At 71.6% G+C, this 20,512-nt stretch carries 16 protein-coding genes; 10 read left to right on the top strand and 6 right to left on the bottom strand.

Annotated features, from left to right (window positions below):
* Positions 1 to 200: 200 nt before the first annotated feature.
* From AB0J69_RS32480 to AB0J69_RS32460, 5 genes are all read left to right on the top strand, one after another.
* Complete coding sequence (locus AB0J69_RS32480; protein ID WP_364125009.1) at positions 201 to 1,280, top strand: dihydrodipicolinate reductase; 1,080 nt, start codon at positions 201 to 203, stop codon at positions 1,278 to 1,280.
* On the top strand, positions 1,277 to 1,795 hold the full coding sequence (locus tag AB0J69_RS32475; RefSeq protein WP_364125006.1) for a carboxymuconolactone decarboxylase family protein: 519 nt from the start codon (positions 1,277 to 1,279) through the stop codon (positions 1,793 to 1,795). Before AB0J69_RS32480 ends, AB0J69_RS32475 begins: the two co-directional genes overlap by 4 nt.
* Positions 1,792 to 3,414: a GMC oxidoreductase gene (locus AB0J69_RS32470; protein ID WP_364125004.1), complete on the top strand. Its 1,623-nt coding sequence runs from the start codon at positions 1,792 to 1,794 to the stop codon at positions 3,412 to 3,414. Before AB0J69_RS32475 ends, AB0J69_RS32470 begins: the two co-directional genes overlap by 4 nt.
* Before the next feature lie 108 nt (positions 3,415 to 3,522).
* Positions 3,523 to 4,497, top strand: coding sequence for an ABC transporter substrate-binding protein (locus AB0J69_RS32465; protein WP_364125001.1), 975 nt, complete (start codon positions 3,523 to 3,525; stop codon positions 4,495 to 4,497).
* A 144-nt stretch (positions 4,498 to 4,641) separates the two neighbouring features.
* Positions 4,642 to 5,739: a glycerophosphodiester phosphodiesterase gene (locus AB0J69_RS32460; protein WP_364124999.1), complete on the top strand. Its 1,098-nt coding sequence runs from the start codon at positions 4,642 to 4,644 to the stop codon at positions 5,737 to 5,739.
* 2 nt (positions 5,740 to 5,741) lie between these two features.
* On the opposite strand, the gene AB0J69_RS32455 is transcribed toward AB0J69_RS32460, so the two are convergent.
* Positions 5,742 to 6,563: a DUF1206 domain-containing protein gene (locus tag AB0J69_RS32455; protein WP_364124996.1), complete on the bottom strand. Its 822-nt coding sequence runs from the start codon at positions 6,561 to 6,563 to the stop codon at positions 5,742 to 5,744.
* A gap of 105 nt (positions 6,564 to 6,668) precedes the next feature.
* Between AB0J69_RS32455 and AB0J69_RS32450 the strand changes: the two genes are divergently transcribed.
* The 4 genes from AB0J69_RS32450 to AB0J69_RS32435 all read left to right on the top strand — a co-directional run bounded on the left by AB0J69_RS32450 (position 6,669) and on the right by AB0J69_RS32435 (position 12,047).
* Positions 6,669 to 8,135 (top strand): tetratricopeptide repeat protein, encoded by a 1,467-nt coding sequence (locus tag AB0J69_RS32450; protein WP_364124993.1) that lies wholly within the window; start codon positions 6,669 to 6,671, stop codon positions 8,133 to 8,135.
* An 11-nt stretch (positions 8,136 to 8,146) separates the two neighbouring features.
* A complete protein-coding gene (locus tag AB0J69_RS32445) occupies positions 8,147 to 8,968 on the top strand; it encodes a PIG-L family deacetylase (RefSeq protein ID WP_364124990.1) in 822 nt (273 codons plus the stop codon).
* A gap of 183 nt (positions 8,969 to 9,151) precedes the next feature.
* A complete protein-coding gene (locus AB0J69_RS32440) occupies positions 9,152 to 10,144 on the top strand; it encodes a glycoside hydrolase family 11 protein (protein WP_364124987.1) in 993 nt (330 codons plus the stop codon).
* Positions 10,145 to 10,352: 208 nt separating this feature from the next.
* A complete protein-coding gene (locus AB0J69_RS32435) occupies positions 10,353 to 12,047 on the top strand; it encodes a PQQ-dependent sugar dehydrogenase (protein ID WP_364124984.1) in 1,695 nt (564 codons plus the stop codon).
* Between the two features lie 14 nt (positions 12,048 to 12,061).
* Here the strand turns inward: AB0J69_RS32435 and AB0J69_RS32430 are convergent, their stop codons facing one another.
* On the bottom strand, positions 12,062 to 13,024 hold the full coding sequence (locus tag AB0J69_RS32430) for a helix-turn-helix domain-containing protein (protein WP_364124981.1): 963 nt from the start codon (positions 13,022 to 13,024) through the stop codon (positions 12,062 to 12,064).
* 229 nt (positions 13,025 to 13,253) lie between these two features.
* On the opposite strand from AB0J69_RS32430, the gene AB0J69_RS32425 reads away from it, so the two are divergent.
* Positions 13,254 to 16,592, top strand: a complete 3,339-nt coding sequence (locus AB0J69_RS32425) for a S8 family serine peptidase (RefSeq protein ID WP_364124978.1) — start codon at positions 13,254 to 13,256, stop codon at positions 16,590 to 16,592.
* A 35-nt stretch (positions 16,593 to 16,627) separates the two neighbouring features.
* On the opposite strand, the gene AB0J69_RS32420 is transcribed toward AB0J69_RS32425, so the two are convergent.
* The 4 genes from AB0J69_RS32420 to AB0J69_RS32405 are packed head-to-tail and all read right to left on the bottom strand — an operon-like array spanning position 16,628 to position 20,432.
* On the bottom strand, positions 16,628 to 17,632 hold the full coding sequence (locus AB0J69_RS32420; protein ID WP_364124976.1) for a LacI family DNA-binding transcriptional regulator: 1,005 nt from the start codon (positions 17,630 to 17,632) through the stop codon (positions 16,628 to 16,630).
* A gap of 24 nt (positions 17,633 to 17,656) precedes the next feature.
* Complete coding sequence (locus tag AB0J69_RS32415) at positions 17,657 to 18,469, bottom strand: ATP-binding cassette domain-containing protein (protein ID WP_364124973.1); 813 nt, start codon at positions 18,467 to 18,469, stop codon at positions 17,657 to 17,659.
* The gene (locus AB0J69_RS32410) at positions 18,466 to 19,428 is read right to left on the bottom strand and encodes an ABC transporter permease (RefSeq protein WP_364124970.1); all 963 of its coding nucleotides are present in this window, start codon (positions 19,426 to 19,428) and stop codon (positions 18,466 to 18,468) included. The genes AB0J69_RS32415 and AB0J69_RS32410 overlap by 4 nt, the downstream gene beginning before the upstream one ends.
* A gap of 11 nt (positions 19,429 to 19,439) precedes the next feature.
* Positions 19,440 to 20,432, bottom strand: coding sequence for a sugar ABC transporter substrate-binding protein (locus AB0J69_RS32405; protein ID WP_364124967.1), 993 nt, complete (start codon positions 20,430 to 20,432; stop codon positions 19,440 to 19,442).
* Between the last annotated feature and the right edge of the window lie 80 nt (positions 20,433 to 20,512).

Below are 20,512 nucleotides of genomic sequence, written 5' to 3'. Positions count from 1 at the left end.
GGCAGATTTCCGGCATGCCGCCCACCCATCGTCATGATCCCCACCCGTCCGGCTCGCTCCGCCGCATTCGGTGACAGCAGCTTGCCGGACGTGGCCAGGTTCCGCCACGAAAAGTGAGAAAGTGACTACGCGATCGGCCTGGTCGGGGAGTCCGAAATGCGGGCCTATACACCAAACCAAGCGCTTGCTACGCTCCGCCCATGGTGTCCACGATCGTCTGGGGTACCGGCAACATCGGCCGCGCCGCCATCCGCGCCGTCGAAGCCCATCCGGCACTGAAACTGACCGCCGTGCTCGTCCACGACCCCGCCAAGGTCGGCCGCGACGCGGGAGAGCTCGGCGGGCTCGGCCACCGCCTCGGGGTCGCGGCGAGCACGGACGTCGAGGCGGTGCTGGCCACCGCCCCCGGCGCCGTCGTGTACGCGGCCTCCGGCGACATCCGCCCCGACGAGGCCCTGGCCGACATCGTCCGGGCCGTGCGGGCGGGCGCCGTGGTCGTCACGCCCTCCCTGTACGCCCTCTACGACCAGCGCGGCGCCCCGCCCGAGCTGCGTCAGCCGGTGCTGGCCGCGATCGCGGAGGGCCGCGGCTCGCTGTTCGTCTCCGGCGTCGATCCCGGCTGGGCCAACGACGTGCTGCCACTGCTGGTCAGCGGGCTGGCCACCACCGTGGACGCCGTACGCTGCCAGGAGATCTTCGACTACTCCACCTATGACCAGCCCGACTCGGTCCGCTACCTGGTCGGCATGGGCCAGCCGATGGACTACGAGCCGCCGATGATCGCGCCGACGGTGCCGTCCATGGTGTGGGGCGGCCAGGTGCGCCTGATGGCCCGGGCCCTCGGCGCCGAGCTCGACGAGGTCCGCGAGGCGGTGGAGCGGCGCCCGCTCGACGCCACGGTCACCACCGCGTCCATGGGCGAGTTCCTGGCCGGCACGCAGGGCGCGGTGCGGTTCGAGGTGCAGGGCATCGTCGGGGGCGAGCCGCGCATCGTGATCGAGCACGTCACTCGCATCCACGCGTCTTGCGCCCCCGACTGGCCGCTCGCCCCGGACGGCGTGGGGGCCCACCGGGTCATCATCGAGGGCCGGCCGCGGATCGAGGTCACGGTCGAGGCCGCCGACGAGGACGGCAACCGGTCCGCCGGCGGCAACGCGACCGCCGTGGGCCGCCTGGTGGGCGCCATCGACTGGCTCGTGGCCGCCGAACCGGGACTCTACGACGCGCTCGACGTACCGCTGCGCCCCATCGCCGGCAGGCTCGGAAGGAGACGGCCTTGAGGATCGACATCCCGGAGGGCAAGGACGCGATCGAGTACGTGTGGGGCGAGATGGTCCCCGGCATCGGCCCCGCCGCCGCCCACTTCTCCCTGTCGGTGTACGCCCACACGACGCTCGGGCTGCGCGAGTTCGAGGCCGCCCGGCTGCGGACCGCGCAGATCAACGGCTGCGCCTTCTGCCTGGACTGGCGGACGGAACGGGACGGGCAGAAGGTCGAGGACGACTTCGCCGAGTCGGTGTCCCAGTGGCGGACGACCGATGCCTTCGACGAGCGCACCCGGCTGGCCGCCGAGTACGCCGAGCGGTACGCCCTCGACCACCACGGCCTCGACGAGGAGTTCTGGGGCCGGATGACCGCCCGCTACAGCCAGCTCGAGATCGTGGAGCTGAGCATGTGCATCGGCTCGTGGCTGGCCTTCGGCCGGCTCAATCACGTCCTGGGCCTGGACACCGTGTGCCGGCTGCCCAGTGGCTCCTCCCCCGCCCGCAAGCCGGAAGCGAGGCCCGCCCGATGAACGACCTCCCCCGCCCAGCCGCCCGCCCCATGAGCAGCCTCACCCGCCGCGGCTTCATCGCCGGAACCGGCACCCTCCTCGGGACCGCCGCCCTCGGCGTGCACGCCCCGGCGGCCCGCGCGATCCCCTCCGGGGCGCGCGTCCCCGTCCTGGTGATCGGCACCGGGTACGGAGGCTCGGTCGCCGCCCTGCGCCTGGCCCAGGCGGGCGTGGACGTCCACCTGGTGGAGATGGGCATGGCCTGGGACACCCCCGGCTCGGACGGCAAGATCTTCTGCAACACGCGCGAGCCCGACTACCGCTCCTACTGGCTGCGTACGCGGACCAAGGCACCGCTCAACTACTTCCTCGGCTTCCCGATCGACCGGGACATCCCCCGCCACACCGGCGTCCTGGACGCGGAGGAATTCGGCGGCATCACCGTCTACCAGGGCCGCGGCGTCGGCGGCGGCTCCCTGGTCAACGGCGGCATGGCGGTCACCCCGAGGCGCGAGAACTTCGCCGCCGTCCTGCCGTCGGTGAACGCCGACGAGATGTACTCCGTCTACTACCCGCGCGCCAACGCCGCCCTCGGGGTCGGCACGATCGACCCGGCCTGGTTCGACACGACGGCCTGCTACCAGTACGCCCGGGTCGGCCGCAAGCACGCCCAGCGCTCCGGCTTCCCGTTCGTGTTCGTCCCCGACGTGTACGACTGGGACTACATGAAGGCCGAGGCGGCCGGCACCGTCACCAGGTCGGCGCTGGCCGGCGAGATCCTCTACGGCAACAACCACGGCAAGAAGTCGCTGCAGAAGACGTACCTGGCGCAGGCGAAGGCCACCGGCCGGGTCACGGTCTCGCCCCTGCACCGGGTCACCTCGGTCACCCCCGCGTCGGGCGGCGGCTACACGGTGACCATCGAGCAGCTCGCCACCAACGGCGACGTCACCGCGACCAAGACCGTCACCGCCGACCGGGTGTTCTTCGCCGCGGGCAGCGTCGGCACCAGCAAGCTCCTGGTCAAGCTGAAGGCCACCGGCGCGCTGCCCGCCCTGAACGGCGAGGTCGGCAAGGGCTGGGGTGACAACGGCAACGTCATGTGCGGCCGCGCCAACCACCTGTGGGACCCGACCGGCAGCCTGCAGTCGGCCATCCCGTGCTGCGGAATCGACAACTGGGCCGCCGGTGGCGCGTTCGCCGAGGTCGCGCCGCTGCCCACCGGCATCGAGACCTTCGCCTCGTTCTACCTGTCCATCACGAACAACCCGCACCGCGCGCAGTTCTCCTGGAACGCGGCCGCGGGCCGGGTGGAGCTGAACTGGCAGACCGCCTGGAAGCAGCCGTCGATCGACATGGCCAAGACGATCTTCGACAAGATCAACGCGAAGGAGGGGACGATCTACCGGACGGACCTCTTCGGCATCTACAAGATCTGGGGCGACCACCTGACCTACCACCCGCTGGGCGGCGCCGTGCTGAACCGGGCCACCGACAACTACGGCCGCCTGACCGCCTACCCGGGCCTGTACGTGATCGACGGCGCGCTGATCCCCGGCAACACGACGGTCAACCCGTTCGTCACCATCACGGCCCTCGCCGAGCGCAACATCGAGCGCATCATCGCCACCGACTTCTGAATCCCGCACCGTCTTTCGAATCCCGTACCGGCTCTTGCGTTCCGCACCGCCGATCTCCACCGCTAGCCTTGCCCCGGCCACCGTTCATGGACGACCCGAGGAGTTGCCATGGGGCACGCCGGCCGGATCATCGGCATCGTCACCGCCGCCGCCCTGACCCTGGCGGGCTGCGGCGGCGGGGGCTCGGAGGGGCGCCGGGCGGGCGCGCCGGAGCAGGCCGAGCTGCGCGTCGGCGTGCTGCCGGTCCACGACGTCGCGCCCCTGTACATCGCCATAGAGAAGGGCTACTTCAAGGCCGAGGGCCTGACCGTCACTCCGGAGGTCATGGCGCACGGCACGGCGGGCGGGCTGACCGAGCTGGCCGGCGGAGGGCTCGACGTCATCCTGGGCAACTACATGACCGTCTTCACCGCCGCCGAGAAGGGCGCCGGCGACTACGTGTTCATCGCCGACTGCTACCAGGCCGGTGCGAACGGTTTCAACATCGTGGTCAAAGGCGATTCTCCGATAGACACGCCCGCCGACCTCAAGGGCACGACCGTGGCGCTCAACGCGGTCGACAACATCGGTGGCCTAGCGCTCGTCCACACCCTGACGGATCACGGCCTGCCGCGGGAGGCGGTGGAGTTCGTGGAGGTCCCGTTTCCCGAAATGGCCGCGGCGATCGCGGCCGGGCGGGTGGACGCCGCCTGGATGACCGAGCCGTACCTCACCTACGCCCAGCGGCAGGACGGCGCCAGGACGGTTCTCGACACGATGGCCGGCGACATGAAGGACTTCCCGGTGGCCGGGTGGACCACCACCCGGGCCTTCACCCAGGACAGCCCGAACGCGGTGGCCGCCTTCCAGCGGGCCCTCGGCAGGGCGCAGGCCGAGGCGGCGGCCGACCGGGAGGAGGTGCGGAAGGTCATCCCGATGTACACGAGGATCGACGCCAGGACGGCGGCGGAGATCTCGCTCGGGACGTACCCGACCTCCATGGACGCCACCCGCCTGCAGCGCGTGCCCGACCTCATGCTGCGCCTGGGGTTCTTGAGGACCAAGGTGGACGTCGCCCCCATGATCGCGGGACCGGCCAGGTAAGCCCGTGCCGGGCGGCCTCCGGGCCGGAAAAGGACGCCGGAATAGGACGCCGCAAAAGGACGCCGCAAAAGGACGTACGCGCACGTCCATCACTGTGTGCCCACCCGTAACTCGCGGTCCACGTCGGAGGTCTACCGTGCGCGCATGACGATGCGCAGGTTACTCGCGAGCGTGCTGTCCGCCGCCCTTGCAGGCGGTACGGTCGCCGTCGTGCTGACCCAGACCCCTCCCGCCACGGCCGAGCGCCGTGGCCAGGCCCCGATCGTGATCGCCCACCGGGGCGCCAGCGCCCACCGGCCGGAGCACACCCTCCTGTCGTACGAGGCCGCCATCGCGATGGGCGCCGACTACATCGAGCCCGACCTCGTCTCCACCAAGGACCACGTGCTGGTGGCCAGGCACGAGAACGAGATCTCCGGCACCACCGACGTGGCCGCGCACCCGGAGTTCGCCGACCGGCGCACCACCAAGACCGTGGACGGCCGGCCGGTCACCGGCTGGTTCACCGAGGACTTCACGCTGGCCGAGCTGAAGACGCTGCGCGCCAAGGAGCGCGTCCCCGACCTGCGGCCGGACAACAGCGCGTTCGACGGGCTGGCGGAGATCCCGACGTTCGAGGAGGTCGTGCAGCTCGCACTCAAGCACGGCGTCGGCGTCTACCCCGAGACCAAGCACCCCACCTACTTCGACTCCGTCGGCCTGTCGCTGGAGGAGCCGCTGCTCGACGTGCTGAACCGCTACCGCGTGCGCAAGGCGTACATCCAGTCCTTCGAGACGGCGAACCTGCGTGACCTGCGCGGCAGGACGCGGCTGCCGCTGATCCAGCTCATCACGTTCGGCGGCGCCCCCTACGACTGGATCGCCGCCGGCAGCACGCGCACGTACGACGACATGGTGAAGCCGGACGGGCTGCGCGAGGTCGCCTCCTACGCGAGCGGGATCGGCGTGGACACCCGGCGCGTCGTGCCGGTGGACGCCGCCACGGGCCGGACGCTGGAGCCCACCACGCTCGTCGCGGACGCCCACCGCAGGCGGCTCGACGTGCACGTCTGGACGGTACGCAACGAGAACTCCCAGCTCCCCGCCGACTACCGGCTGGGCAACCCGGCCAGCCCCGTCTACCAGCGGGCGACCGGGAACGTGATGGGCTGGCTGTCCAGGCTGGTCGAGCTGGGCATCGACGGCGCGTTCTGCGACGACCCGGCCATGGGCCGGGCCGTGGTGGCCGAGCGCTCGGCCTGAGGCTACAAGGTACGGCGCCAGCGGGACTCGCCGAAGCAGTAACCGGCGAACAGCAGCACCCCCAGCGCCACCACCACCAGCAGCCAGGCCCCGGCGGGCGTGTCGGCGAACTGCCTGAGCGTCGCGTCGATGCCGCCCGCCTTGTCCGCATCGTAGGTGATCGCCGCCTGGACGACGAAGATCCCGGCCAGCGCGGCGATCGCTCCCCGGGCGACGTACCCGCCGAGCCCGAGCCGGTCCATCACGGAGCGGGCCCGGGGGGACATGCGCCCGCGGTCGAGCTCCTCCCTGAAGCCCTTCGTGACGCCCCTGCGCACCCAGTACGCGCCGAGCACGACGAAGCCGAGCCCGATCGCGCCGACGATGAACGGCCCGGCCGGCAGGGCGAGCAGCTTGGCCGTCAGGTCCTGCGACTTCTGGTCGTCGGAGGCGGCCTTGCTCGTGGTCAGCACGCTGATCAGGGTGAAGAAGACCAGGACGTAGACCACCACCCGGGCGACCGACTCGCCCCTTTCGAGAGCCTTGCCGTGGCCGAACACGGCCTCCGACGCCTGCCACAACGCCAGCGCGGCGAACCCGGCCGTCATGATCCATAACAGCACGGCACCGAAGGGCAGCGCGGCGAGCGTGGAGATGGCACCTGCCTTGTCGGCCTCCTTCGACCCGTCGCCGGCGGCGATCTGCAGGGCCACCACGCCGATCAGCGCGTACAGCACCCCGCGGCAGGCCAGGCCCACCCGGGTCAGCACGGTCATCGGCCGGCTGGCGGCCGCCCGCCGCGTCGCGTCCTTCGCCTCGCGGCCCGCCTGTTCCGCAGTGTTCACCGTTCCTCCAAGAGGTTGCCGGAAGAGTCCCGAGTGCCCTGGAATCGGCTCTCTACGCCTCGGCGGCCAGGTGCCGGGGCCCGGTTCGCTGGTTACATTGGACCGGTGAGCCACGATCAGCACGGCCTGGCGATGACGGGGGCGAGCGCCGCGGCCGTCCGGCACTACGACCGTGCCATCGACGAGTTGCTGCACTTCCGGGCGGAGGTGGACGCCGAGGCCAACGCCGCGCTGGCCGAGTCGCCCGACTTCGCGATGGGCAACGTGCTGGCTACCTACCTGGGGCTGCTGACCACCGAGGTCGAGGACGCGCGCACGGCGCGGGTGCGGTTCGGGGCCTTCCGGCGCAGGATCGACGAGACCGCGCTGCTCCCCCGCGAGCGCGCGCACCTGGCCGCCGTGGGCGCCCTGCTCGACGGCGACTTCCTGGCCTGCGGGGCGCTGCTCGGCGAGATCGCGGTGGAGCATCCGCGCGACGCCCTGGCGCTGGCCGCCGGGCACCAGATCGACTTCTTCACCGGCGACGCGCGCATGCTGCGCGACCGGATCGGCGGCGCGCTGACCTCCTGGCGGGAGGACGACCCGCACTTCGGGCACATGCTCGGGATGTACGCCTTCGGCCTGGAGGAGGCCGGGCACTACGACCGGTCCGAGGAGGTCGGGCTGCGGGCGGTGGAGCTGAACCCGCGCGACGTGTGGGGCATCCACGCGGTGGTGCACACGTACGAGATGCAGGGGCGCTTCGGCGACGGGCTGCGCTACCTCGACGCGCGGGTGCCCGACTGGTCCACCGGGACGTTCTTCAACGTCCACAGCTGGTGGCACTACTGCCTGTACGCGCTGGAGAGCGGCGACGTGGGGCGGGTGCTGGCGATCTACGACGCGGTGCTGGCGGACGGGCAGTCGAGCATGGAGCTGCTCGACGCCGCGGCGCTGCTGTGGCGGCTCCATCTGGAGGGCTCCGACCAGTCCGGACGCTGGCGGGCGCTGGCCGAGGCGTGGCCGCCGCGCGTGGCGGAGCCGTTCTACGCGTTCAACGACATGCACGCGGTGATGTCGTACGTGGGGGCCGGGCGGTTCGGGGACGCGGAGAAGCTGATCGCGGGGCGGGAGGCGTACGTGGCGGCGCCGCGGCCCGGGGTCACCAACCACGACATGACGCTCCGGGTGGGGCTGCCGGTGTGCCGGGCGATCGTGGCCTTCGGGCGCGGCGACTACGGGTGCGTGGTGGACCTGCTCCATCCTATCCGGCACCGGGTCAACGAGTTCGGCGGCAGCCACGCGCAGCGCGACGCCGTGCAGCGCACGCTGCTGGAGGCGGCCCTGCGGGCGGGGCGGCGGGAGCTGGCCAGGACGCTGGTGAGCGAGCGGATCAGCGTGCGGCCGTGCAGCCCGTACAACTGGCTCAAGCAGGCGTCCCTGGCCGACGCGCTGGGCGACGGCGCGGCGGCGGCGCTCGCGCGGCGGCGGGCGGACGAGCTCGCCCGCGGCGGGTCGGGCGGGTCCGGCCGATACGAGCGGGACCACCGGTCCGGGCAGGACGTCTCCGGGACTGTCGGAGCCGGCGAGTAGTGTTGCCACCCATGGATCGGCAACTCACCTTGATGGTCGTGCACGCCCACCCCGACGACGAATGCCTGAGCACCGGCGGCATCCTCGCCCGCTACACCGAGGAGGGCATCCGCACGGTCCTGGTCACCTGCACCAACGGCGAGCAGGGCGACGACGAGGGCGGCGTCAAGCCGGGCGAGCCCGGTCACGACGACGCGGCGGTGGCCCGGCGGCGGCTGGCGGAGCTGCGCGAGTCGGTGGCCCACCTGGGCATCGACCATCTGGAGCTGCTCGGCTACCGCGACTCCGGCATGGAGGGCTGGGACGCCAACGCCCACGCCGACGCGTTCACCAACATCCCGGTCGAGACGGCCGCCGCCCGGCTCGCCGCGCTCATGGAGCACTACCGCCCGCAGGTCGTGGTGACCTACGACGAGACGGGCGGCGGCGGATACGGCCACCCCGACCACGTGCAGACCCACCGCATCACGGTGGCCGCCACCGAGCGGAGCGGCATTCCCGACAAGCTCTACTACACGGCCATCCCCCGGGCCGCCATCAAGCGCATGTTCGAGTTGATGCGCGAGCACGGCGTCGAGCTCGGCGACTTCGAGCCCTCCGACGACTTCGGCACCCCCGACGAGCGGGTGACCAGCATCGTCGACGTCACCCCCTACGTCGAGCGCAAGCTCAAGGCCCTGCAGGCGCACGAGAGCCAGGGGGAGAACATCTTCCTGCTGCGCATGCCGGAGGAGGCGCAGCAGCAGGCGTTCTCGCACGAGGCGTTCGAGCGGGTGCTGAGCAAGGTGGCCGTGCACGGCCACGAGGAGGACCTGTTCGCGGGCCTGCGCTGAACCCGACCTCGATCCGGGGTTTTTTCGGGACACATACGAAACTTTCATCGGCCCGTTCGCGCCAGCGAGCAGGGCCGATGCCTTTTCCATGCTCGCATGCGTTTCACTGATCGTTGACAGCACCGTGAGGCGGCCCGATACTTTCGCCAACATACCGATACTTTCGGCGAAGGGAGCCCGCTCATGAACGACGCCCCCGACCACCCGAGGCGCCGCAGACGCGGCCGCATCAGACGGATCTTCGGCGGCGCCTGCGCCCTCGCGCTGGTCCTGTCCGCGACGATGCTGCACGGCACCGCCAACGCCGACACGACCGTGACCACGAACCAGACCGGCACCGACAACGGCTACTTCTATTCGTTCTGGACCGACAGCTCCGGCACGGTCTCCATGAACCTGGCGGCCGGCGGCAACTACAGCACCACATGGCGCAACACCGGGAACTTCGTCGCCGGCAAGGGCTGGAACCCCGGCGGGCGCCGGACCGTGAGCTATTCGGGCAGCTTCAACCCGTCCGGCAACGCCTACCTGACGCTCTACGGGTGGACGAGGAACCCGCTCGTGGAGTACTACATCGTCGACAACTGGGGCACCTACCGGCCCACGGGAACGTACAAGGGCACGGTGACCAGTGACGGCGGCACGTACGACATCTACCAGACGACGCGCTACAACGCCCCCTCCATCGAGGGCACCAGGACGTTCAACCAGTACTGGAGCGTCCGGCAGTCGAAGAAGACCGGCGGGACCATCACTTCCGGCAACCACTTCGACGCGTGGGCCCGTAATGGCATGAGCCTGGGCACCCACGACTACATGATCCTCGCCACCGAGGGTTACCAGAGCAGCGGCAACTCCAACATCACGGTGGGCGGCTCCTCCGGCGGCGGTGGCGGTGGCGGGGGCGGCGGCGGTTGCACCGCCACGCTGTCCGCGGGCCAGCAGTGGAGCGACCGGTACAACCTCAACGTCGCGGTCAGCGGTTCGAGCAACTGGACCGTGACGATGAACGTGCCGTCCCCGGCGAAGGTCCTCTCCACCTGGAACATCAGCGCCAGCTATCCCAGTGCCCAGGTGCTGACCGCCAGACCCAACGGCAGCGGCAACAACTGGGGTGTGACGATCCAGCACAACGGCAACTACACCTGGCCTTCGGTCTCCTGCAGCGCGGGCTGACCGCCCGGCCCCGCACCACCGCCCACGGCGCGGCGGCCCGCGACCGCCGCGCCGTGGTCAGTCAGTGCACTGTTTCGTGGAAAGTTTCACCGCCGGGTGGCCAAAGTCGCAGATAGCCGAATCACGCCGTTCACGCTGGTTGTGATCGAACGTCACGAGGCCTACGGTGCTGACATCCGCATCCGGTGATCCAGTCAAGGAGTCCGTCATGCGCGCCCGTGTCATCCGTGCCCGGGTCATCCAGGCACTAGTCCTGACCCTGCTGGCCCTGGGGATCAATGTCCCGCAGGCCCGAGCCCAGGTGGTGGGAGGTTTCGACTTCTCCCGGGCGGAGGTGTCGGTCACGGGACTGCAGGTTCCGTGGGCGATGGCGTTCCTGCCGGACGGCAGCGCGCTGGTCTCCGAGCGGAACTCGGGGCGCATCGTCCAGGTTCGCCCCGGCCAGGCGCCGGTCCAGGTGGCCACGATCAGCGGGGTGAGCGCCTCGGGTGAGAGCGGCCTGCTGGGCATCGCCGTGTCGCCGACGTACGCGCAGGATGGCTGGGTGTACGCCTACTTCACCAGCACGAGCGGCGACAACCGCCTGGTCAGGCTGCAGTTGAGCGCACCACAGACGCAGACGGTGATCTTCTCCGGGGTCCCGAGCGCGGCGATCCACGACGGCGGCCGCATCGCCTTCGGCCCGGACGGCCTGCTGTACGTGGCCACCGGCGACGCCGGCACCACCGCCAACGCCCAGAACCTCAACAGCCCCGCCGGCAAGATCCTCCGCATGACGCCCACGGGCGGCGTCCCGTCCGGCAACCCGTTCCCGAACTCCCGCGTCTGGAGCTACGGTCACCGCAACGTCCAGGGCCTGGCCTGGGACGGGCAGGGCCGGATGTACGCCACCGAGTTCGGCCAGAACACCTGGGACGAGGTCAACCAGATCGTCGCCGGCGGCAACTACGGCTGGCCCACCTGCGAGGGCACCTGCGGCAACGCCTCCTTCCGCGACCCGATCGTCACCTGGACCACGGCCCAGGCGTCGCCGAGCGGGCTGGCGTACGCCAACAACACGCTCTTCGCGGCGGCGCTGCGCGGCCAGCGGCTCTGGGCCGTGCCGCTGAGCGCCAGCGGCACGCCGGGCACGCCGGTGGCCGAGTTCCAGTCCACCTACGGCCGGCTGCGCTCGGTGGCGCTCGGGCCGGACGGCTGGCTCTGGGTGGGCACCAGCAACCGGGACGGCCGCGGCACCCCGGTGGCCCAGGACGACCGGATCGTCCGCGTCCCGCCGGCCACGACCGGCGGCGACACCACCCCGCCGACCGCCCCCGCCGGCCTGGCCGCCTCAGGGACGACCGCCACCTCCACCACCCTGACCTGGACCGCCTCGACCGACGACGTGGGCGTGACGGGCTACGACGTGCTGCGCGCACCGGGCACGTCCGGCGGCGCCTTCGCCCAGGTGGGCACGTCCGCGACCACCTCGTACACCGACACGGGCCTGAGCGCGGGCACCGCCTACCGCTACCAGGCCCGCGCCCGCGACGCGGCGGGCAACCTCTCCCCCGTGTCCGGCACGGTCACGGTCACCACCACCGGCGGCGGCACGACGGGCGGCTGCACGGCGACGGCGGCCACCCAGACGCAGTGGGGCAACGGGTACGTGATCCAGCCGGTCACCGTCGCCAACACCGGCACCTCCCAGGTGACCGGCTGGACGGTGACGTTCACGCTGCCCGCCGGCCACACCGTCACCGGCTCCTGGAACGCCACGCTGACCACCGCGGGCCAGACCGTCACGGCCAGGAGCGCCGGCCACAACGGCGCGCTCGCCCCCGGCCAGAGCACCACATTCGGCTTCCAGGCCGGCCGCCCGAACGGCAACACCCAGCTGCCCTCCGGCTACCAGTGCGCCTGATCGGATCCAGCCGATCAGATCCAGCCGCGCCGGGTCGCCTCCATGGCGACCTGGAAGCGGGTCTGCGCGCCCAGCCGCCGCATGAGCTTCGTGATGTGCCGTTGCACCGTCCGCTCGCTCCAGCCCAGCGCGCGGCTGGCCGCCTTGTCCGTCGCCCCCGACGCCAGCAGCGTCAGCAGCCGCTCCTCGTCCTGCGACAGCTCTCCGCCGGGCGCCGTCAGCCGCACCGGCACGCTGCGCTCCCACAGCGCCTCGAACAGCGCCACCAGCGCGTCCAGCAGCGGCGACGGGTGGATCAGGTACGAGGCCGCGACCACGTCGTCGCCGGCCCGCAGCAGCGGGATGATCGCCAGCCGGTCGTCCGAGATCGCCAGCTTCATCGGCACGGCGGCGATCCTGGCCTGCTCCCCGTGCTGCATCCCGGCCGTGACGTCCTCCAGCCAGCCGGGCAGCTCCAGCACGCTGGTGTCGTAGATGACGCGATATCTCACCCCGCGCCGGAGCAGGTTGAGCTCGATCGGGTTCGACTCCGTGTGCTCCTGCGGCGCGGCGTACGGCGGCCGGTCGAAGCCGCGGATCTGGGCCCGCGTGTCGTGCTGCATCTGCACCCACCGGTGGTTCACCTCGTCGCGGCCCGAGACCACCTCGATCAGCTCCCCGGGATGGGCGAAGCGGGTGTTGGCCCGGTAGACGTCCATGAGGGCGCGGATGTGCGCGCGGACGCCGTCCAGCTCCCGCTCGCGCTCGCGCAGGATGGCCTCCAGGCTGCTGTCCGGCGAGACGGCGACGTAGCGGGTGGGGCGGCCGGTCGAGCGGGTGGCCAGCCCCAGGTCGACCAGGGACTGCAGGGTGCGCCGCGCGGCGGGGGCCGGGAGATGGCAGTCGGCGACGATCTCCGCGACCGTCGCCTGGGTGCGCCGGACGAGCGCGTGGTACACCTCCTCGTCCTGACGGCCGAGCCCGATCGCCTCGAACAAGCCCACCTCCGGGTGTCAGGTTCACGTCACATGACAGAAACTCGTCACTAACGGATCTTGTCAGGAAACAGCGGAAGATGTCAGCGTTCTTGAGCACCATCGGCCCCTGTGGCCACATGAACGAAGGAGCGTCATGCCGCTGTCCCCCCGCCGTTCCCCTGGGCGACGCCTGCTCGCGGCCGTCTTACCAGCCGTATTACTGACTTCCGGAACGTTCGGGACTTTCGGCATGCTCGCGAGCCCGGCCACGGCGGCGGAATCCGTCACCGCCGAGCCCGCGCCCCAGCCGAAGATCGACGCCAAGCTCGCCGAGCAGATGAGGAGCGCTCGCGGCCGCCTGGAGGCGGCCGTCGTGCTGCGCACCGTGCAGGACCCGCCCGCGCCGGAATCAGCCGCTCAGGCGCGCGCCGCCCTGAAGGCGAGCGCCGCGCCCGTGCAGGAGCCGATCGTCCAGTTCGTCCGGTCGCGCGGCGACCAGGTGGTCAACACGTTCTGGCTGAAGAACATGGTCCTGGTACGCGCCACGCCCGCCACCCTGGCCGCCCTGGCCGAGCTCGACCTGGTCGACCGGATCATCCCCAACTTCACCCTGACCGCCCCCGAGCCCGGCAGGGGCGCCACCCCCAGGACCACCGCCGCGGAGGCCGCCACCTGGGGCATCGCCAAGATCGGCGCCGACCGGGTGCGCGGCGAGCGCGGCCTGACCGGCAAGGGCGTGCGCGTGGCCGTGCTCGACACGGGCATCGACGCCACCCACCCCGACCTCAAGGGCAAGCTCGTCACCGCCGACGCCGCGGACCCGAAGCACCCGGGCGGCTGGATCGAGTTCGGCCCCGACGGCAAGCCGGTGCCGACTGAGCCGCACGACAGCAGCTACCACGGCACGCACGTGGCGGGCACGATCGCCGGCGGCGACGCGTCCGGCACGCAGATCGGGGTCGCGCCCGGCGCCGAGCTGATGGCCGGGCTGGTCATCCCGGGCGGCTCCGGCACGCTCGCGCAGGTGGTCGCGGGCATGCAGTGGGCGCTGGCGCCGTACGCGGCCGACGGCAGGCCGGCGGGCAAGCCCGCCGACGTGGTCAGCATGTCGCTGGGCGCGGAGGGCTACGCCGACGAGCTGATCGAGCCGGCCAGGAACATCCACCGCGCCGGCGCGTTCCCCTCCTTCGCCATCGGCAACGACTGCGCCGAGGGCCAGTCGGGCAGCCCGGGCAACGTGTACGAGGCCGTGGCCGTGGGCGCGACCGACGTCAACGACGAGGTGCCGGACTTCTCCTGCGGCGGCGTGGTCAAGCACAGCGACTGGTTCGCCGCGCCGCCGGAGTGGCCGGACTCGTACGTCGTGCCGGACATCTCCGCCCCCGGCGTGGACGTGGTGTCGGCCATGCCCGGCGGCCAGTACGCCGCGCTGAACGGCACCTCGATGGCCACCCCGCACGTGTCCGGCACGGTCGCGCTCATGCTGGAGGCCCGCCCGGACCTGACCGTGGACGCGGCCGAGGAGATCCTGGCCGGCACGTCGGTCTCCGACGACCGCTACGGCCCGCGCCCGAACACCCGCGTCGGCCAGGGCCGCATCGACGCCTACGCCGCAGTCGCCGAGGCGGCGCTCAAGAGCGGCGTGCGCGGCACCGTCATCGACGAGCGCAGCCGCCGGCCACTGGCCGGCGTGCGGGTCGTCAGGGCCGACGGGCGCGGCACCGAGACCGGCGCGGACGGGCGCTTCGAGCTGCGGCTCGCGCCGGGCGAGCACGAGCTGACGCTGTCCAGGTTCGGGTACGAGACGGAGTCCGAGACCTTCCGCGTCAAGGCCGACCGGCTCTCCGACGTGCGCCTGGAGCTGGAGCGGACCCGCTGGAGCACGATCTCGGGCCGGGTGGCCTACGAGCCGACCGGCTCGACCGTGCCCGGCGCCACGGTCACGGTGCTCGGCGTGCCAGACGAGCTGGCGGGCACGACCGACACGAGCGGGCGGTACACGATCAAGGACGTGCCCGCCGGCGAGTACCAGGTCTCCGCGCACGCCCCCGGCGTGTCGAGGTCGGACCCGGTGGCCGTCACCGTGGGCCGCCGCCCGGCGACCGCCGACGTCACGCTGCCGCGGCGGCCGCGGACCGACCGGGTGTCACTCGGCTCGGACGGGCGGCAGGGCAACCACGACGCGTGGTGGCCGGAGCTGAGCGGCGACGGGAGCGTGGTGGTGTTCGCCAGTTTCGCCTCCAACCTCGCCGACGACCAGGACACCAACGGCGAGCTGGACATCTTCGCCACCGACCTGCGTACCCGGGTGACCGAGCGGGTCTCGGTGCCGACCGGCGGCGGGCTGGCCGACGCGTTCTCCCTGTCGCCCACGGTCAGCAGGGACGGGCGGTTCGTCGGCTTCAACAGCGGGGCGGCCAATCTCGTACCGGGTGACGGCAACGGCACGACCGACTCCTTCGTGCGGGACCGGCGGACGGGGACGACCGAGATGGTCTCGGTGTCGTCCGAGGGCACGCCCGGGGACGGGATCTCGGGCGCGCCCAGGCTCAGCGCGGACGGCCGCTTCGCGGTCTTCGACAGCGGCGCGGCGAACCTGGTGCCGGGCGACACGAACGAGCGCAACGACGTGTTCCTGCGCGACCGCCAGACGGGCCGGACGGAGCGGATCTCCGTCGCACAGGACGGCTCGCAGGTGAACGGGAACGCGCGCGAGGCGTCGATCAGCGCCGACGGCCGGTACGTGGCCTTCCAGAGCGACGCCGCGGACCTGGTGCCCGGCGACGACAACGGCGTGATCGACTCCTTCGTGCTCGACCGGCAGAGCGGGACGCTGAAGCGGGTGACGGGGCCGTACCCGGACACCGACACCTCCGGGCCGGTGATCAGCGCCGGCGGGACCGCGCTGGCCTTCGGCAACGGCGTGGGGCTCGGCGAGCTCTACGTGCACGACCTGGCCACCGGCAGGTCCCGGATGGTGTCGGCGACCATGGACGGCAAGCCCTCCAACGCGCTGACCTTCGCCCCCTCGCTCTCCGCCGACGGGAGCAAGGTCGTCTTCTACAGCGACTCGGGCGAGCTGGTCAGCGGCGACGCCAACAACCGCAGCGACATCTTCCTGCGCGACGTGGCGGCCGGCACCACCACGCGGATCTCCGCCGGTCCCCGGGGCGAGGAGGGCGACGGCCGGGCCGACCTGCCGTCGATCAGCGACGACGGGCGGTACGTGGCGTTCGAGAGCACGTCGGCCAACCTGGTCGAGGGCGACACCAACAAGCGGTCCGACGTGTTCGTGCACGACCTGGTGGCCGGGCCGGAGGCGCTGTTCGCGGTGGGCGGCCTGGAGGTCTCGCCGGCCGTGTCCCGGTCGGGGCGCGTGGAGGTCCGGGCCGTGGTGAAGAACGTGGGCGAGCTCGCGGGCTCGTACGAGGCCGTGCTGCGCGTGAATGGCGAGGAGGACCAGCGGCGCAGCCTGTCGCTGGCGCCCGGCCGGAGCACGCGGGTCTCGTTCGGCCTGCGGCGGAGCGAGGCGGGCACCTACACCGTCGTGCTCGGGCCGCTGACCGGGCAGTTCACGGTCGAACGCTGACCAGCGGGGGCCGTCCGGCGCGGGCGGCCCCTCCTTCACGGAGGCAGTTCGCCGGAGCCGCGCACGATCAGCCGGGTCGGCACGGTGGCCCGGCGGGCCTTCGACCGGTCGCCGTCCAGCCGCGACAGCACCAGCTCCGCCGCCGCGGCCCCGACCGCCGCCGGGTCCTGGGCCACCACCGTCAGCGGCGGATCGAGCACCTCGGCCAGCGGCAGGTCGTCGAACCCGACCAGCGCCACGTCCTTGCGTCCCGCCCGCGACAGCGCCACCACCGCCCCCATGGAGGCGAAGTTGTTGCCGGTGAACAGCGCCGTCGGCGGATCGGGCAGGGCTAACAGGCGCAGCGTGGCGCGGGCCGCGGCCTCCAGGTCGTGCCCGGTCTCCACCAGCGCGCGGTCGAACGGCAGGCCGGCGCCGTCGAGCGCGTCGCGGTAGCCCTGGAAGCGCTCGCGGCGGGTGTAGAGGGCGGCGGGCAGGTCGCCGACGAAGCCGATCCTGCGGTGGCCGTGGGCGATCAGGTGGGCGACGCCGGCCCGCGAGCCCTCCCGGTTGGCGCTGACCACGCAGTCGGCGGTCAGGCCGACGGCCGGGCGGTCGAGGAAGACGATCGGCAGCCCGGCCACCCGCTCCGAGCGCAGGTGGCGGTGGTCGCTCGCGGCGGCCGGGACGACCATGAGGGCGCTCACCCGGCGGGCCAGGAACGTGGCGATCAGCGACTGTTCCAGGTCGGCCGTCTCGTCGGAGGAGCCGACGATGAGCGTGAGCCCCCGGGCGCGCACGGCGCTCTCGACGCCGCCCGCGAGCGTGCCGAAGAACGGGTTGCCCATCTCGGGGATGACCAGGCCGATCGCGGCGTCCCGCGCGCCGACCCGCATGTTGCGGGCCATGAGGTTGGGCTGGTAGCCCAGCTTCCGGACCGCGGCCATGACCCGCTCGCGCGTCTCCACGGCGACCGGGCCCTCGTCGTTGAGCACCCGGGAGACGGTCTTCGCGGTGACTCCGACCTCACGGGCCACATCTGTCATCGTCGGACGCCGCATTCCGCTCATGCTAATGGTCCGTCACTAGGACAGCCCGATCGCCTCCGCCGCGTCCTTGTCCGCGACCACCGACTTGCCCTCCGACATCTGGAGCGCGCCGGTCATGATGGCCACCACCTCGGCCATGCTGTGGTCGCGCGGGCTGATCTCGGCGACCCTGCGGCCCAGGCGCTGGACGTGGATGCGGTCGGCGAGCTCGAACACGTGCGGCATGTTGTGGCTGATCAGCACCACCGGCGTGCCCCGGTCGCGGACCTGCCTGATCAGGTCGAGCACCTGGCCGGACTCCTTGACGCCGAGCGCCGCCGTGGGCTCGTCCATGACCACGACGTGCGTCGCCCACGCCACCGCCCTGGCCACGGCCACGCCCTGCCGCTGCCCGCCCGACAGCGACTCGACCGGCTGGGTGAGGGAGCGCAGCCCGATCTTGAGCTCGGCCATGTGGCGGGCCGACTCCTCGCGCATGCGCTTCTTGTCCAGCATCCGGAAGACCGTGCCGAGCAGGCCCGGCTTGCGGATCTCCCGGCCCAGGAACATGTTCGTCGCGATGTCGAGCGAGGCCGCGACCGCGAGGTCCTGGTAGACGGTCTCGATGCCGTGCCGGCGCGCGTCGAGGGGGTCGCGGAAGCGCACCGGCTCGCCGTCGAGCCGGATCTCGCCCGCGTCGGGCTGCAGCGCGCCGGTCAGCGCCTTGATCAGGCTCGTCTTGCCCGCGCCGTTGTCGCCGATGACGGCGAGCACCTCGCCGGGCATGAGGTCGAAGTCGGCGCCGTCGAGCGCGACGACGTGGCCGTACTTCTTGACGAGGCCGCGGGCCTGGAGCACCGGTGTGCTCATCGGGTCCTCCTGCGGGAGAGCTGGTCGACGGTGACCGCGAGGATCACCAGGATGCCGGTGATGAGCGTCTGATAGATCGACGGTACGCCCATGAGCTGCAGGCCGTTGCGGAACACCCCCACGATGAGCGCCCCGACGAGCGTCCCCAGCACCAGGCCCCGGCCGCCGAACAGGCTGGTGCCGCCGAGCACGACCGCGGTGATGCTGTCCAGGTTGTCGGTCTGGCCGGCCTGCGGGTCGCCGACACCGGTGCGGGAGACCAGGAGCAGGGCCGCGATGCCGTACACGAGGCCGGCCAGCGTGTAGACCCCGACGGTCAGCCGGCCGGTCCTGATGCCGGTCAGGCGGGCCACCTCGGGGCTGTTGCCCAGGGCGTACACGTGGCGGCCCCACGCGGTCGAGCCGAGCAGGTACGCGAACAGCAGGAACAGCAGGATCGTCAGCAGCGAGCCGTAGGTGACGTTCGTCTGGCCGAGCTGGAACGTCTGCCCCAGGAACGTCAGGAGCGCGGGCAGCTCGGTCACCGTCTGCTCGTTGGAGTAGATGTGCGTCAGGGCGAACACCACGTTCAGCATGCCCAGCGTCACGATGAACGGCGGCAGCGAGATCCGCGTCACCAGCAGCCCGTTGACCAGCCCGAACCCGGCGCAGACGGTGAGCCCGGCGGCCAGGGCGAGCAGCGGCGGCAGGCCGCTGTCCACGGCCAGCTTGGTCATCACGATCCCGCCGAACGCCATGATCGCGCCGCACGCCAGGTCGATGCCCGCGGTCAGGATGATCAGGGTCTGCCCGATGGCCAGCGTGCCGACCACCATGACCTGCTGGATGATCAGGGAGAAGTTGGGGCCGGTGAAGAACTGGTCGGTGTTGACCCCGAAGAACAGGCAGGCCAGCACGAGCGCGGCCAGCGGCCCGGCGACGGGCGTGGCGACCAGGCGGCGCGGCAGCGGTGCTTCCATCACGGCCATGGTCAGCCCCAGCAGTTGGCCAGGCCGAAGGTGGTGTCCTTGGCCTCGACCCCGGAGACGGCCTTGTCGGTGATGAGCGTGACGCCGGTGTCGGTGTAGCCGCTGGCCTTCTGGCCGCCCTTGGCGAACGTGGCCACGGCCTTGACGCCGTCCTCGGCCATCTTGAGCGGGTACTGCTGGCTGGTGGCGGCGATCTGGCCGGACTGCACGGCCTTGGTGCCGGTGCAGCCGCCGTCCACGGAGACGATCAGCACGTCCTTGTCGCGGCCCTTGGCCTTCAGCGCGGTGTGCGCGCCCAGGGCGGCGGGCTCGTTGATGGTGTAGACGAGGTTGATGTCGGGGGCCTTCTGCAGGCAGTTCTCCATGGCGGTCTGGCCCTTGGCCTGGTCGCCGCGGGTGTCCTGGGAGCAGACGATGGACGGGTCGCCCGCCTGGACGCCGAACCCCTTCAGGAAGCCGTCGTGCCTGAGCTGCCCGACGGTGATGCCGGGGGCCAGGTCCAGCGTGGCGATCTTGGCGGGCTTGCCGGCCATGGCGGCCTTGGCGTACTGGCCGATCAGCTCGCCGGCCTTGAAGTTGTCGGTGGCGAACAGCGCGTCGGTGGCGTCCTGGGGCTCGGTGGGGGTGTCGAGGGCGATCACGAGCACGCCCGCGTCCCGCGCCTTCTTGATCGCGGGGACGATGGCCTTGGTGTCGCTCGGGGTGATGAGGATGCCCTTCACGCCGGCCGCGACCATGTTCTCGATGGCGGTGATCTGGGTGGCGTTGTCGCCGTCGAACTTGCCCGCGGCGGTCATCAGCTCCAGGCCGTTGGCCTGGGCGGACTTCTGGGCGCCCTCCTTCATCTTGACGAAGAACGGGTTCGTCTCGGTCTTGGTGATCAGGCCGACCTTGGGGGTGGCGGAGGCGCTCTGCCCGCCTCCACCGCCACCGCCGCCGCAGCCGGCGATGAGAAGGGTGGTGACCAGGATTCCAACCGGAAGCTTCGCATTCATGGGCGGTTCCTATCAGGGGGTATTCAATGTCATCGTTGACATATGTCAACGTTGACATCGCCTGTGCTGCGATGATGAAC

The organism is Nonomuraea sp. NPDC049709 (genome assembly GCF_040674815.1).
Lineage (GTDB): Bacteria > Actinomycetota > Actinomycetes > Streptosporangiales > Streptosporangiaceae > Nonomuraea.
Note: the sequence above shows the minus strand (reverse complement) of the source record. Positions and strands in the feature narration are given on the sequence as shown.

What these genes read in the sequence shown, in the direction of transcription:
- AB0J69_RS32470 (WP_364125004.1), top strand. Translation starts at nt 1,792, where the DNA reads ATGAACGACCTCCCCCGCCCAGCCGCCCGCCCCATGAGCAGCCTCACC.
- AB0J69_RS32435 (WP_364124984.1), top strand. Translation starts at nt 10,353, where the DNA reads ATGCGCGCCCGTGTCATCCGTGCCCGGGTCATCCAGGCACTAGTCCTG.
- AB0J69_RS32460 (WP_364124999.1), top strand. Translation starts at nt 4,642, where the DNA reads ATGACGATGCGCAGGTTACTCGCGAGCGTGCTGTCCGCCGCCCTTGCA.
- AB0J69_RS32415 (WP_364124973.1), bottom strand. Translation starts at nt 18,469, where the DNA reads ATGAGCACACCGGTGCTCCAGGCCCGCGGCCTCGTCAAGAAGTACGGC.
- AB0J69_RS32480 (WP_364125009.1), top strand. Translation starts at nt 201, where the DNA reads ATGGTGTCCACGATCGTCTGGGGTACCGGCAACATCGGCCGCGCCGCC.
- AB0J69_RS32420 (WP_364124976.1), bottom strand. Translation starts at nt 17,632, where the DNA reads ATGCGGCGTCCGACGATGACAGATGTGGCCCGTGAGGTCGGAGTCACC.
- AB0J69_RS32410 (WP_364124970.1), bottom strand. Translation starts at nt 19,428, where the DNA reads ATGGAAGCACCGCTGCCGCGCCGCCTGGTCGCCACGCCCGTCGCCGGG.
- AB0J69_RS32405 (WP_364124967.1), bottom strand. Translation starts at nt 20,432, where the DNA reads ATGAATGCGAAGCTTCCGGTTGGAATCCTGGTCACCACCCTTCTCATC.
- AB0J69_RS32445 (WP_364124990.1), top strand. Translation starts at nt 8,147, where the DNA reads ATGGATCGGCAACTCACCTTGATGGTCGTGCACGCCCACCCCGACGAC.
- AB0J69_RS32425 (WP_364124978.1), top strand. Translation starts at nt 13,254, where the DNA reads ATGCTCGCGAGCCCGGCCACGGCGGCGGAATCCGTCACCGCCGAGCCC.
- AB0J69_RS32440 (WP_364124987.1), top strand. Translation starts at nt 9,152, where the DNA reads ATGAACGACGCCCCCGACCACCCGAGGCGCCGCAGACGCGGCCGCATC.
- AB0J69_RS32465 (WP_364125001.1), top strand. Translation starts at nt 3,523, where the DNA reads ATGGGGCACGCCGGCCGGATCATCGGCATCGTCACCGCCGCCGCCCTG.